This window comes from Streptomyces sp. NBC_00631 (assembly GCF_045206895.1).
In the GTDB taxonomy this organism is placed as follows: domain Bacteria; phylum Actinomycetota; class Actinomycetes; order Streptomycetales; family Streptomycetaceae; genus Streptomyces.
In genome coordinates this window covers 8227043-8239472 of the sequence record NZ_CP107734.1, presented here as the reverse complement: position 1 = coordinate 8239472, position 12430 = coordinate 8227043, and the positions used below count along the sequence as shown (strand labels likewise).

General features: G+C 72.1%; 13 protein-coding genes. 9 read left to right on the top strand and 4 right to left on the bottom strand.

All coding sequences use genetic code 11. The annotated features are described in order from the left end of the window. The first annotated feature begins 22 nt into the window (after positions 1-22). Complete coding sequence (locus tag OHB00_RS37820) at positions 23-895, top strand: alpha/beta fold hydrolase (protein ID WP_406441699.1); 873 nt, start codon at positions 23-25, stop codon at positions 893-895. A 63-nt stretch (positions 896-958) separates the two neighbouring features. Here the strand turns inward: OHB00_RS37820 and OHB00_RS37815 are convergent, their stop codons facing one another. Further along, entirely contained in the window at positions 959-1396 is a 438-nt protein-coding gene (locus OHB00_RS37815) for a DUF6299 family protein (protein WP_406441697.1), read from the bottom strand. 269 nt (positions 1397-1665) lie between these two features. On the opposite strand from OHB00_RS37815, the gene OHB00_RS37810 reads away from it, so the two are divergent. The 6 genes from OHB00_RS37810 (at position 1666) to OHB00_RS37785 (ending at position 6328) form a co-directional block, all read left to right on the top strand. Beyond that, a complete protein-coding gene (locus OHB00_RS37810) occupies positions 1666-1860 on the top strand; it encodes a DUF5999 family protein (protein WP_365700259.1) in 195 nt (64 codons plus the stop codon). 91 nt (positions 1861-1951) lie between these two features. Then, positions 1952-2764, top strand: a complete 813-nt coding sequence (locus OHB00_RS37805; protein ID WP_406441695.1) for a PaaX family transcriptional regulator C-terminal domain-containing protein — start codon at positions 1952-1954, stop codon at positions 2762-2764. 204 nt (positions 2765-2968) lie between these two features. After that, positions 2969-3520 (top strand): adenylyl-sulfate kinase, encoded by a 552-nt coding sequence (gene cysC / locus OHB00_RS37800; RefSeq protein WP_406441693.1) that lies wholly within the window; start codon positions 2969-2971, stop codon positions 3518-3520. Beyond that, positions 3517-4419 (top strand): sulfate adenylyltransferase subunit CysD, encoded by a 903-nt coding sequence (gene cysD / locus OHB00_RS37795; RefSeq protein WP_406441691.1) that lies wholly within the window; start codon positions 3517-3519, stop codon positions 4417-4419. Before cysC ends, cysD begins: the two co-directional genes overlap by 4 nt. A 2-nt stretch (positions 4420-4421) precedes the next feature. Beyond that, positions 4422-5633: a sulfate adenylyltransferase subunit 1 gene (locus tag OHB00_RS37790; RefSeq protein ID WP_406441689.1), complete on the top strand. Its 1212-nt coding sequence runs from the start codon at positions 4422-4424 to the stop codon at positions 5631-5633. 242 nt (positions 5634-5875) lie between these two features. Then, positions 5876-6328 carry an ATP-binding protein gene (locus OHB00_RS37785; protein WP_406441687.1) on the top strand — a complete coding sequence of 151 codons (453 nt, stop codon included), beginning with the start codon at positions 5876-5878 and terminating at the stop codon, positions 6326-6328. Here the strand turns inward: OHB00_RS37785 and OHB00_RS37780 are convergent. From OHB00_RS37780 to OHB00_RS37770, 3 genes are all read right to left on the bottom strand, one after another. Then, positions 6288-7730 carry an amino acid permease gene (locus OHB00_RS37780; protein ID WP_406441685.1) on the bottom strand — a complete coding sequence of 481 codons (1443 nt, stop codon included), beginning with the start codon at positions 7728-7730 and terminating at the stop codon, positions 6288-6290. The two genes, OHB00_RS37785 and OHB00_RS37780, sit on opposite strands and share 41 nt — an antisense overlap. Positions 7731-7833: 103 nt before the next feature. Further along, entirely contained in the window at positions 7834-8841 is a 1008-nt protein-coding gene (gene argF, locus OHB00_RS37775; protein WP_406441683.1) for an ornithine carbamoyltransferase, read from the bottom strand. An 82-nt stretch (positions 8842-8923) separates the two neighbouring features. Further along, positions 8924-10147, bottom strand: a complete 1224-nt coding sequence (locus OHB00_RS37770) for an arginine deiminase (protein WP_406441681.1) — start codon at positions 10145-10147, stop codon at positions 8924-8926. A 150-nt stretch (positions 10148-10297) separates the two neighbouring features. On the opposite strand from OHB00_RS37770, the gene OHB00_RS37765 reads away from it, so the two are divergent. Then, positions 10298-11434, top strand: coding sequence for an SPFH domain-containing protein (locus OHB00_RS37765; RefSeq protein ID WP_406441679.1), 1137 nt, complete (start codon positions 10298-10300; stop codon positions 11432-11434). Between the two features lie 91 nt (positions 11435-11525). Further along, positions 11526-12425 (top strand): hypothetical protein, encoded by a 900-nt coding sequence (locus tag OHB00_RS37760; protein ID WP_406441677.1) that lies wholly within the window; start codon positions 11526-11528, stop codon positions 12423-12425. The last annotated feature ends 5 nt before the right edge of the window (positions 12426-12430 follow it).

The window sequence follows — 12430 nt, the reverse complement described above, 5'->3', positions numbered from 1 at the left end:
CCGGGCGCGGGAGTCTCGGCGCATGAACATCCCTGGTTTTCAGCAGCACCGCGTCCCGGTCGCGGACGGCGTCGCCCTGCACGCGGCGGTCGGCGGCGCCGGCAGCCCGGTCGTCCTGCTGCACGGTTTCCCCCAGACCCATCTGATGTGGCGGCACGTGGCCGCCGGCCTCGCGGACGGGCACACCGTGATCTGTCCCGACCTGCGCGGCTACGGCGCCAGCGACAAGCCGGCCGGTTCGGACGGGACCGCGTACGCGAAGCGGACCATGGCCGCGGACATCGTGACGCTCGCCCGGGCCCTCGGCCACGAGCGTTTCGCGCTGGCCGGGCACGACCGGGGCGCGCTGGTCGCCTTCCGGGCCGGGCTCGACCATCCGGAGGCAGTCACGCACCTGGCCCTGCTGGACGTCCTGCCCACCCTGGACATGTGGGAGGTGCTGCACGGGGCCACGGCCGCGGTCGCCTTCCATCTGTACCTGATGGCGCAACCGCCCGGTCTGCCGGAGGAGTTGATCGGCGCGGCCCCGGACCTGTTCTTCGGCCACTTCCTGGACCTGTGGACGCGCGACCCCGGGGCGATCCCCACCGACGTCCGCGCCGCCTATCTCGCGGCCTGCCGGGCGGCGGTGCCCTCGATCGTGGCCGACTACCGGGCCTCGGCCGGGGTCGACACCGAGCACGACCGGGCCGACCGGGCCGCCGGAAACGTGTTGCGCATGCCGGTCACCGTCCTCCAGCAGGACTGGGGCGCCGCCCTCGGCTACGACGCGGCCGCCCTGTGGCGGGCCTGGGCGCCCGACCTGGAGCACCACACGGTGAGCTGCGGTCACTTCATGGCGGAGGAGGCGCCGGACGAGGTGAGTGCGGCGCTGCGGAAGCTGCTGAGCCGCTGACGGGTGTCGTCGGGTCCGGCGGTCCGGCACCCCTGAGGTGCCGGACCGCACCGCAGACGCGGCTCAGGCCTTGGTGAGGGTGATGTCCTGCTCGCCGGTGGCGTGGAAGGACGGCAGCGGCAGGCCGCCCGTGTTGCGCAGTTCCAGGATCGTGGCCTCGACGTGGGCCGCGCCGGGCTTCAGCTTCTCCGAGGTGACCGAGCCGGTGTTCTCCCAGTGGTGCTCGGCGCCGTCGCACACGGCCTGGGTGCCGCCGATGCCGTGCCGGTAGTTCGGGGTGTCCTGGCTGAGCGAGGAGCTGATGAACACCGGCCCGGTGGCACCGGTGCAGGTGTAGGTGCCGGACAGGGTGACGGTGCCGTCATCGGCGAGACGGCCGGTGGGGTCGACGGTCACGGACTCGGCGGGGGCGGCGGTCGGGGCCGCGGTCGCGGGGGCGACGGCGGCGCACAGCAGGGCGGCGGAACCGAGGGCCGCCGCGAGGACGGGGCGTAGGGGCATGGCTTCCTTCCCGGATCATGAGGGGGGATGCCCTGGATACCCGGCGTTCGGGCCCCGGGGCGTGACCGTCACTCCTTCGGTGGCGCGTCCCGCCGTGCCGGAGAGCCCGGGCGTGTCCCGGAGACGCGGCGACCGTCGTGGCCGCGTCCGGGAGTTGTCCGCGTGTTGTCACAGGTCGCGGCGGGGGGTTCCCGGGCGTTCACGGCAGGAGCATGGTCTGGTCATGCCGGTCGGCGTCCATGCCGGAGGCAGACCCGTGGAGGTGCGCCATGTGTTCCCACCAGTCCCCGAGCGCGACGGCCGACCGCGGCCTGGCGCACATCGTCGCCGCCCACCCCGAGCAGGGCTGGACCCTGCTGTGCGACGGGGCGATCGTCTTCGACGACACCGGCGAGCTGCACCCCGACGGCAGCGTGGTCCCGCCGCACCGCGGCCCGGCGGACCGCCTCGCCGTCGCCGCCTGACCCGGCGCCAGGGGCCGGGGCGGGAACCGGAATCCTGACTCTCATTCAGCCGGGCACCGAAGGTGACCAGCAGTGATGCCGGGGACCTAAAATGATCAACGTGCCCGAGCAACACGCCCCGAGGTCCCTCATCGTCACGCTCTACGGCGCCTACGGCCGCCTCCTGCCCGGCCCGGTGCCCGTCGCCGAGCTGATCCGGCTACTGGCCGCCGTGGGCGTTGACGCCCCCTCCGTACGTTCGTCGGTGTCCCGGCTGAAACGGCGCGGGCTGCTCGCCCCGGCCCGTACCGCGCGGGGCGCCGCCGGGTACGAACTCTCCGCCGAGGCACGGCAGTTGCTCGACGACGGCGCCCGCCGGGTGTACGCCTGCGCGCCGCCGGAGGACGAGGGCTGGGTGCTCGCGGTGTTCTCGGTGCCCGAGTCCGAGCGGCAGAAACGGCATGTCCTGCGCTCCCGGCTGGCCGGTCTCGGCTTCGGCACCGCCGCGCCGGGCGTGTGGATCGCCCCGGCCCGGCTGTTCGAGGAGACCCGGCACACGCTGTGCCGGCTCGGCCTCGACCCGTACGTGGACTTCTTCCGGGGTGACCACCTCGGCTTCGCCCCCACCACCGAGGCGGTCGCCCGCTGGTGGGACCTGACGGCGATCGCCAAGGCGCACGAGCAGTTCCTCGACGCCCACGAGCCGGTGCTGCGCGGGTGGGAGCACCGGGCGGACACCCCGCCCGAGGACGCCTACCGCGACTATCTGCGCGCCCTCGACTCCTGGCGTCACCTGCCCTACACCGACCCCGGGCTGCCGGCGAGCCTGCTGCCCGCCGACTGGCCGGGGACCCGCTCGGCGGCCGTCTTCCATGCCCTGCACGAACGGCTTCGGGAGGCCGGAGGCACCTTCGTCGGCCTGTGACCGACCCCTGTGCGCCGTGTTGCCGACTCTGTGAACGGACGCCCTTGTGTGAAATGTTCATTGCAGGGCGCTGTGACCTCTTGCGTACCAGGAGTCACTCAGTTAAACCTCAGCTTCCTTAACCACTCCTCTCAGACTTCTTACCTACCCTTCGACGGGTCGTACGCGAGTTCGCCGAGAAGGTAAGGAAGAGGTCTGTTGCGCATGACCACCACGCCAAGGGCTCAGGGAGCCACGGTCTGGCTGACGGGGCTGCCGAGCGCGGGCAAGACGACGATCGCTCGCCTCCTCGGCGACCGGCTCAAGGCCGAGGGACACCGCGTGGAGGTCCTCGACGGCGACGAGATACGCCGCTTCCTCTCGGCCGGCCTCGGCTTCTCCCGGGAGGACCGCAACACCAACGTGCAGCGCATCGGCCTGGTCTCCGAGGTGCTCGCACGCAACGGCGTGCTCTCCGTCGTCCCGGTCATCGCCCCCTACGCCGACAGCCGCGAGGCCGTGCGGAGCCGGCACGAGAAGAGCGGGACGCCGTACCTGGAGGTGCACGTGGCGACCCCGGTCGAGGTGTGCAGCGAGCGGGACGTGAAGGGCCTGTACGCCAAGCAGGCCGCGGGCGAGATGACCGGGCTGACCGGCGTCGACGACCCGTACGAGCCGCCCACCGATCCCGCGCTGGTGCTGCGCACCCAGGACCAGACCCCGCAGGAGTCGGCGGCCGCGGTGCACGCGCTGCTGGTGGAGCGGGGGCTGGCATGAGCACCTTCACGCTGTCGCATCTGGACGCGCTGGAGTCCGAGGCGGTCCACATCTTCCGCGAGGTGGCGGGCGAGTTCGAACGGCCGGTGATCCTCTTCTCCGGCGGCAAGGACTCCATCGTCATGCTGCACCTCGCCCTGAAGGCCTTCGCCCCCGCCGCGATCCCCTTCTCCCTGCTGCACGTGGACACCGGACACAACTTCCCCGAGGTCCTCGAATACCGGGACCGCACGGTCGAGCGGCACGGACTGCGCCTCCACGTGGCCTCCGTACAGGACTACATCGACCGCGGTGTGCTCCGCGAGCGGCCCGACGGCGTCCGCAACCCGCTGCAGACCGTGCCGCTGACGGAGAAGATCCAGAGCGAGAAGTTCGACGCCGTCTTCGGCGGCGGCCGCCGCGACGAGGAGAAGGCCCGCGCCAAGGAACGCGTGTTCTCCCTGCGCGACGAGTTCTCCCAGTGGGACCCCCGCCGCCAGCGCCCCGAGCTGTGGAACCTCTACAACGGCCGGCACGCCCCCGGCGAACACGTCCGCGTCTTCCCGCTCTCCAACTGGACCGAGCTGGACGTCTGGCAGTACATCGCCCGCGAGGAGATCGAACTCCCGCAGATCTACTACGCCCACCACCGCGAGGTCTTCCAGCGCAACGGCATGTGGCTGACCGCCGGCGAGTGGGGCGGCCCGAAGGCCGGCGAGACCGTCGAGAAGCGGCAGGTGCGCTACCGGACCGTCGGTGACATGTCCTGTACCGGCGCGGTGGACTCCGGCGCCGACAGCATCGAGAAGGTGATCACCGAGATCGCCGCCTCCCGGCTCACCGAGCGCGGCGCCACCCGGGCCGACGACAAGCTCTCCGAGGCCGCGATGGAAGACCGCAAGCGCGAGGGGTACTTCTAGCCATGACGGGCACCACCATCGACACCCTGCGGTTCGCGACCGCCGGCTCCGTCGACGACGGCAAGTCCACCCTGGTCGGACGGCTGCTGCACGACTCCAAGTCGGTCCTCACCGACCAGCTGGAGGCCGTCGAACGCGCCTCGGCCAGCCGCGGTCAGGACACCCCCGACCTCGCTCTTCTCACCGACGGCCTGCGCGCCGAGCGGGAACAGGGCATCACCATCGACGTGGCCTACCGCTACTTCGCCACCCCGAAGCGCCGGTTCATCCTCGCCGACACCCCCGGCCACGTGCAGTACACCCGCAACATGGTCACCGGCGCCTCCACCGCCGAGCTGACCGTGATCCTGGTCGACGCCCGCAACGGCGTCGTCGAGCAGACCCGGCGGCACGCGGCCGTGGCCGCCCTGCTCCGGGTCCCGCACGTCGTCCTCGCGGTCAACAAGATGGACCTGGTCGGCTACGAGCGGGCCGGGTTCGAGCGGATCGTCGCCGACTTCACCGCCCAGACCGCGGAGCTGGGGCTCCCGGAGGTCACCGCGATCCCGGTCTCGGCGCTGGTGGGCGACAACGTCGTCGACCGTTCCGCGCACATGGGCTGGTACGACGGCCCGGCGCTCCTGGAGTTCCTGGAGAACGTCCCGGTGGCCGCGGCCGCGGCCGACGCCCCGGCCCGCTTCCCGGTCCAGTACGTCATCCGGCACGGTGACCTCCGGCACTACGCGGGCCAGCTGGTCTCCGGCTCGCTGCGGGTCGGCGACCGGGTCACCGTCCACCCCTCCGGGGAGTCCTCCACGATCGCGGCGATCGACGTGCTCGGCACCGAGGTCGAGGCGGCCCATGCCCCGCAGTCCATCGGGGTGCGCCTGGCCGACCAGCGGGACGTCTCGCGCGGCGACATGATCACCGCTGGCCCCGAGGCGCCCCTGCTCACCCAGGACGTGTCGGCGGCCGTGTGCCACCTGGCCGACCGGCCGCTCAGGGTCGGCGACCGGGTGCTGCTCAAGCACTCGACCCGGACCGTCAAGGCGATCGTCCGCGACCTGGCGGGCGCCACCGAGCTCACCGCCAACGACCTGGGCCGGATCACCCTGCGCAGCGCCGAGCCGCTGCCGCTGGACGCCTACGCGGTCTCCCGCCGTACCGGCGCGTTCATCCTGATCGACCCGGCGGACGGCGCGACGCTGACCGCGGGGATGGTCGAGTTCGGCTGATCCCCTCCACCGTGAAAGAGCCCCCGGAAACCGGGGGCTCTTTCGTGTGTACCGCGTCACAAGGTCACGGCGCGTCAATAACGCGGTAACAGCCGAGCCGGATGTGCGAGAGGGGCCCATGGACGGGGTAAGCCACCCGTTACCGGGACGAAGGTCCCGTCAGGGGGGTGCCGACAGCCCCCGGGACGGGACCCGTACCATTCCTACAGTTGAAAGCAGGACAAGCAGTGATCGCCTGCGCCATGAACGGAATCGCCGTGTACGAACCACCTTCCGCAGCCGCCTCCTGGCGTATCGCGCTGCCGCACACCGTGGCGGCCGTGCCGGTCGCCCGTGCCCTGGTTCGTTCGGCGATGGAGGAGACGGACCACGCGGCCGACGCCGACACCGCCGAGCTGCTCACCGCGGAGCTGGTCGCCAACGCCGTGGAGCACACCGCCGGCAAGGGGCCCATAGAGCTGATCGTCGAGCTGATGCCGGGCGGCTGCAAGGTCGAGGTGCACGACCCGGACCCGGCGCCGCCCGGTCATCTCACCCGTCCGGTGATCGAGGAGCCCGACCCCATGCAGGAGGGCGGGCGCGGCCTGCTGCTGATCCGCGCCCTGAGCTCGTCCTGCGGGCACCGCCCCACCGAGTCCGGCAAGGCGGTGTGGTTCAGGCTTCCTGTAGTACCGCGTCAGTGGCGTCCGGCGTGACCGCGTCGCTCTTCGCGAGGGCCAGCGTGGAGTTCCGGCGCCCGTACCCGACGTAGACGAGCAGGCCCACGGCCAGGAAGACGGCGAACTGGATCCATGTCGTCCACCCGGTCTCGTACATCAGATAGAGGCAGAAGCCGACACCCAGCAGCGGCAGGACCGGGTGGAGCGGCACCCGGAAGGTGCGGGCGAGGGCCGGTTCGCGGCGGCGCAGGGCGATCACCGCGATGTTCACCACGGCCATGATCGCGAGGGTGCCGATGGTGCAGAGGTTCATCACCGCGTCCAGCGAGGCGAAGGCCGCCGGGAGCGCGAAGACGGCCGCGACGATCACGGTGCCGGCCACCGGGGTGGCGGTCCTCGGGGAGACCTTCTCGAAGACGCGCGGGATCAGCCCGTCCCGGGACATGGACATCAGGATGCGGGTCTGGCCGTACATCACCGCGAGGACGACCGAGGCGATGGCGACGACCGCGCCGAAGGCGATCACTCCGCCGCCGATGGTGGATCCGGTGACCTGGTTGACGACGTAGGAGAGGGCGGCGGGACGCCCCGCGACCCGGCCGCCGCCGATGGCGCCGATGGCGGCCAGCGCGACCGCGCAGTACAGCAGGGTGACCACGGCCATGCAGACGAGGATGGCGACCGGGATGTCCCGGCGCGGGTTCCTGGCCTCCTCACCGGCCGTGGTGATCGCGTCGAAGCCGATGTAGGAGAAGAACGCGGCGGTGGTGCCCGCGCCGATGCCGCCGAGGCCGGCCGGGGAGAACGGCGCGAGGTTGCCGTCCTTGAAGGCGCTGAAGCCGATCGCGCAGAACGCGACCAGGACGACCAGCTTCACGGCCGCCATCGCGGCGGTGGCCCGGGCGCTCTCCCGGACCCCGCGCACCAGCAGTACGGCGGCCATGGCGATGACGACGACGGCGGGCAGGTTCACGATCCCGCCGTCGCCGGGTCCCGCGGACAGGGCGTGCGGGAGCTGGAGGCCGGTGAGGCTGTGCAGCAGTTCGTTGACGTACTGACTCCAGCCGACCGCGACGGCCGAGATCGAGATGCCGTACTCCAGGAGCAGGCACCAGCCGACCAGGAACGCGGTGGACTCGCCGAGGCCCGCGTAGGCGAAGGAGTACGAGGATCCGGAGACCGGGATCGCGCCGCCCAGCTCGGCGAAGGAGAGAGCGGTGAAGACGCAGGTGACCGCGGCGAGGACGAAGGAGACGACGACGGCAGGGCCGGCCTGGGCGACCGAGTCGGAGAGGCCGACGAAGATGCCGGTGCCGACGATCGCGCCGATGCCGAAGCAGATCAGCTGGAACAGGCCCATGGTGCGGCGGAGGCCGTGGCCCTCCCGGTCGGCGCCGGATTCGGCCACCAGGAGGTGCGGGGACTTGATGCGGGGCATGCGGGTGGTGCTCGTTTCTGGTGGTGCGGGTGCGATCCCGGGTCGGTCGCGGTGGCGGCTCCGGCGAGGGGTGGTGCCGGGCCGCCGCACAGGATAGGGCTGGTCAGGCGAGTGTGGCCACCAGGACCGCCTTGATGGTGTGCATCCGGTTCTCGGCCTCGTCGAAGACGACCGAGTGCTCGGACTCGAACACCTCGTCGGTGACCTCCAGCTCGGTGAGCCCGTGGCGCTCGTGGATCTCGCGGCCGACGACGGTGCCGAGGTCGTGGAAGGCCGGCAGGCAGTGCAGGAACTTGACGTCGGGGTTGCCGGTGGCGCGCAGCACCTCCATGGTGACGGCGTAGGGGCCGAGCAGCGCGATGCGCTCGTCCCAGACCTCCTTGGGCTCTCCCATCGACACCCAGACGTCGGTGGCGACGAAGTCGGTGTCGCGCACGCCGTCCTTCACGTCCTCGGTGAGGGTGATCCGGGCGCCGGACGCGCCGGCGAGTTGCTGGGCCAGCTCGACGATGGTCTCGTCCGGCCACAGCAGCCGGGGCGCGACGATCCGGACGTCCATGCCGAGCAGGGCGCCGGTGACGAGGTAGGAGTTGCCCATGTTGTACCGGGCGTCGCCGAGGTAGGCGAAGGCGATCTCCGCGAGCGGCTTGTCGCAGTGCTCGGTCATGGTGAGCACGTCGGCGAGCATCTGGGTGGGGTGCCACTCGTCGGTGAGGCCGTTGTAGACGGGCACTCCGGCGAACGCGGCCAGCTCCTCGACGACGCCCTGGCCGTGCCCGCGGTACTCGATCGCGTCGTACATCCGGCCGAGGACCCGGGCGGTGTCCTTCACCGACTCCTTGTGCCCGAGCTGCGAGCCGGCCGGGTCGAGGTAGGTGGTGGACGCCCCCTGGTCGGCGGCGGCGACCTCGAAGGCGCAGCGGGTGCGGGTGGAGGTCTTCTCGAAGACCAGCGCGATGTTCCTGCCCCGCAGGTACTGCGTCTCGGTCCCGGCCTTCTTGGCCGCCTTCAGCTCGGCGGCCAGCTCGACCAGCCCGCGGAACTCCTCCTGGGTGAAGTCCAGCTCCTTGAGGAAGTGGCGGCCGGCGAGGGCGGTCGGGACAGTCGCCATGGGGGACGCTCCAGCGGTAGGGGTCGGCTTCGGGACTTTGGAAGTCTATACGATGTTCCACATTTCTATACGGCCGGGTGCCTCACACCGCGTCCCGCGCCACCGGGCAGCTCATGCACCGCGGCCCGCCCCTCCCCCGCCCCAGTTCACTCCCCGGGATCTCGATCACCTCGATGCCCCGCTTGCGCAGATGGGTGTTGGTGGTGGAGTTGCGCTCGTAGGCGACGACGACACCGGGTTCGACGGCGAGGACGTTGCAGCCGTCGTCCCACTGTTCGCGCTCGGCCGCGTGCACGTCCTGGGTGGCGGTCAGGACCCGGATCTCGCTGAGGCCGAGGGCGGCGGCGATCGCCCGGTGCATGTGCTCCGGCGGATGGTCGGTGACCTTGAGCTCCTTGTCGTCGGTGCCCGGTTCGATGGTGTACGAGCGGAGCATGCCGAGCCCGGCGTACTGGGTGAAGGTGTCGCCGTCGACCATCGTCATCACGGTGTCGAGGTGCATGAAGGCGCGCCGCTTCGGCATGTCCAGGGCGACGATGGTCTGCGCCGAGCCGGCCGCGAACAGCTTGTGCGCGAGCATCTCGACGGCCTGCGGGGTGGTGCGCTCGCTCATGCCGATCAGGACGGCGCCGTTGCCGATCACCAGGACGTCGCCGCCCTCGATGGTGGAGGGGTAGGCGGCCTGGCCCTCCGACCAGACATGGAACGTTTCGCCACGGAAGAGCGGGTGGTGCCGGTAGATCGCCTCGAAGTGCACGGTCTCGCGCTGCCGGGCGGGCCAGCGCATGGCGTTGATGGAGACGCCGTCGTAGACCCAGGCGGAGGTGTCGCGGGTGAAGAGGTGGTTGGGGAGGGGCTGGAGGAGGAAGTCGTCGAGGTCCATGACGTGGAAGCGGACCGAGGTGGGCTCCTCGTGGGCGGCCAGGAACTCCCGTTTGGTCATGCCGCCGACCAGCGCCTCGGCCAGCTCGCGCGCCGGCAGTCGCTCGAAGGAGGCGCGCAGGTGGTCGGTGGCGAGGGGGCCGTACTCCTTCTCGTCGAAGACCCGGTCCAGGACGAGGGTGCGGGCGGCCGGGATCGCCAGCGCCTCTTCGAGCAGGTCGCCGAAGAGATGGACGGCGACCCCGCGGTCGCGCAGCACGTCGGCGAACCCGTCGTGCTCGGCCCGGGCCCGGCGCACCCAGAGGACGTCGTCGAAGAGGAGGGCGTCCTTGTTGCTCGGGGTGAGCCTTTTGAGCTCCAGATCCGGCCGGTGCAGGATGACGCGGCGCAGCCGCCCGGCCTCGGAGTCGACATGGAATCCCATGTCTCCATCCTGACCATCGCGGACCGTGTTCACCCCCCGCTCGACCGTTTCTGTCCGGGCCGCCCGGCCGTTTCCTCTTCTCGTCCCCTTGACGACAAGCAGCAGGAGGGCAATTATTGTCATGTTGACTCTTAATTGCGAGGGGGTTCCATGGCCGACATCACCCGGCGCCTGGGCTGGCGGCATCTGCGCGGGGCGCCGACGGCGCACGTCAGACACCACCGGGGCGAGAGGCTGCTGCACGACGGCCCGGGGCTCAGCTTCTGGTTCCGCCCGCTCACCGCGGCGATCTCCGAGGTCCCGGTCGACGACCGGGAGCTGGCGATGACCTTCCACGCCCGTACGGCCGACTTCCAGGACGTGGTGGTCCAGGCGACCGTCACCTACCGCGTCGGCGACCCGGCCGTCGCGGCCGCCCGCCTCGACTTCTCCATCGACCCGGACACCGGCGTCTGGCGCGGCACCCCCCTCGAACAGCTCGGCACCCTGCTCACGGAGACGGCCCAGCAGCACGCGCTGGACACGCTGGCCCGCACTCCGCTGGCGGAGGCGCTGGTGGACGGGGTCGCGGTGGTCCGGGAGCGGATCGCGGCCGGTCTGACGGCGGAACCGCGGCTGCCGGCCACCGGCATCGAGGTGGTGGCCGTCCGGGTGATGGCGCTGCGGCCGGAGCCCGAGGTGGAGCGGGCGCTGCGCACCCCGGCCCGTGAGCAGATCCAGCAGGAGGCCGACCGGGCGACCTACGAGCGGCGCGCGGTGGCCGTCGAGCGGGAGCGGGCGATCGCCGAGAACGAGCTGGCGAGCCAGATCGAACTGGCCCGCCGCGAAGAGCAGCTGGTCGAGCAGCGGGGCACCAACGCGCGGCGCGAGGCCGAGGAGCACGCGGCGGCGGACTCCGTCCGGGCGGCGGCGGAGGCGGCCCGGACGGTGAAACTGGCGGAGGCGGAGGCGGCCAGATCCGTGAAGCTGGCGGACGCCGAAGCGGCGCGCATGGTACGGCTGGCTGAGGCGGAGGCGGCCCGGTCCGTGAAGCTGGGCGAGGCGGAGGCGGACCGGTCGGTCACGCTCGCGCGGGCCGAGGCCGCGGGGGCGCGCGAGGTCGGCGAGGCGCGGGCCGCGGCGCAGTCGGCCTGGCTGCGGGTGCACGGCGAGGCGGACGTGGCCACGCTGCACGCCCTCACCGGCGCGCGGCTCGCCGAGAACCTGCCGCGCATCGACAGCGTGACCGTGTCGCCGGACGTGCTGACCGGGCTGCTGGCGAAGCTGGGATCGGCGGAGCAGGCGTGAACGCGGCGTGCAGGCCCCAGGCCGGGGGCCGCTCGGCGTGGCCGGCCGCCGCCACGGAAGACCGCTCCGCCCGGCTCCCGGGGGCGGCGCCATGAGCCTCGCGCCCCGCGCCGTGCTGGTCCACCGCACCACCGAGTACGAGGAGTTGGTGGCCCGGCACGGCACGCACGGCCAGGCCGCCTTCTTCCTGGCCTCCCGGGGCCGGGACATGGCCGAGGTCGCCGAGCGGCACCGGCGCACCCGGCGGGCGCTCGCCGAGGTGACCTCGGCGGTGCCGCCGGCCTGGCGCCAGGCCCGGGTCGAGCGGGCCGACCTCGACCGCTTCCTGTTCGCGCCCGAGGACGTGGTCGTGGTGGTCGGCCAGGACGGGCTGGTGGCGAACGTGGCCAAGTACCTGGACGGCCAGCCGGTGATCGGCATCGACACCGACCCCGGCCGCAACCCGGGGGTCCTGGTACGGCACCGGCCGGAGCAGGCGGCCGTGCTGCTGGCCTCGGTCACCGCCACGGCCACGGGGGCCGACGAGCTGACGATGGTCGAGGCGGTCGCCGACGACACCCAGCGGCTCGTGGCGCTCAACGAGATCTATCTGGGTAGCGCCGGTCATCAGACCGCCCGATACCGCCTGGGCCTTGAGGACGACGGGGGTGTCGTCGAGGCCCAGGCCTCCTCCGGGGTGCTGGTGGGCACCGGCACCGGGGCCACCGGCTGGCTGCGCTCGGTGTGGCAGGAGCGCGGCGCCCGGCTGGCGCTGCCCGCCCCCACGGAGGACCGCCTCCTCTGGTTCGTGCGGGAGGCGTGGCCGTCGCCCGCGACCGGGACCGCCCTGGTCGCCGGCGAGCTGACCGCCTCGGCCGCGCTGACCCTCACGGTCGAGTCGGACCGCCTGATCGCCTTCGGCGACGGCATCGAGACCGACGCCCTGGAGCTGGCCTGGGGGCAGACGGTCCGGGTGGGGGCGTGCGCGCGGCGGCTCCGGCTGGTCGGCTGACGCCG

Coding starts and splice junctions, on each gene's coding strand:
- cysC (WP_406441693.1), top strand. CDS start 2,969: ATGACCACCACGCCAAGGGCTCAGGGAGCCACGGTCTGGCTGACGGGG.
- OHB00_RS37760 (WP_406441677.1), top strand. CDS start 11,526: ATGAGCCTCGCGCCCCGCGCCGTGCTGGTCCACCGCACCACCGAGTAC.
- OHB00_RS37785 (WP_406441687.1), top strand. CDS start 5,876: ATGAACGGAATCGCCGTGTACGAACCACCTTCCGCAGCCGCCTCCTGG.
- OHB00_RS37765 (WP_406441679.1), top strand. CDS start 10,298: ATGGCCGACATCACCCGGCGCCTGGGCTGGCGGCATCTGCGCGGGGCG.
- OHB00_RS37815 (WP_406441697.1), bottom strand. CDS start 1,396: ATGCCCCTACGCCCCGTCCTCGCGGCGGCCCTCGGTTCCGCCGCCCTG.
- OHB00_RS37780 (WP_406441685.1), bottom strand. CDS start 7,730: ATGCCCCGCATCAAGTCCCCGCACCTCCTGGTGGCCGAATCCGGCGCC.
- cysD (WP_406441691.1), top strand. CDS start 3,517: ATGAGCACCTTCACGCTGTCGCATCTGGACGCGCTGGAGTCCGAGGCG.
- OHB00_RS37810 (WP_365700259.1), top strand. CDS start 1,666: ATGTGTTCCCACCAGTCCCCGAGCGCGACGGCCGACCGCGGCCTGGCG.
- OHB00_RS37820 (WP_406441699.1), top strand. CDS start 23: ATGAACATCCCTGGTTTTCAGCAGCACCGCGTCCCGGTCGCGGACGGC.
- OHB00_RS37805 (WP_406441695.1), top strand. CDS start 1,952: ATGATCAACGTGCCCGAGCAACACGCCCCGAGGTCCCTCATCGTCACG.
- OHB00_RS37770 (WP_406441681.1), bottom strand. CDS start 10,147: ATGGGATTCCATGTCGACTCCGAGGCCGGGCGGCTGCGCCGCGTCATC.
- argF (WP_406441683.1), bottom strand. CDS start 8,841: ATGGCGACTGTCCCGACCGCCCTCGCCGGCCGCCACTTCCTCAAGGAG.
- OHB00_RS37790 (WP_406441689.1), top strand. CDS start 4,422: ATGACGGGCACCACCATCGACACCCTGCGGTTCGCGACCGCCGGCTCC.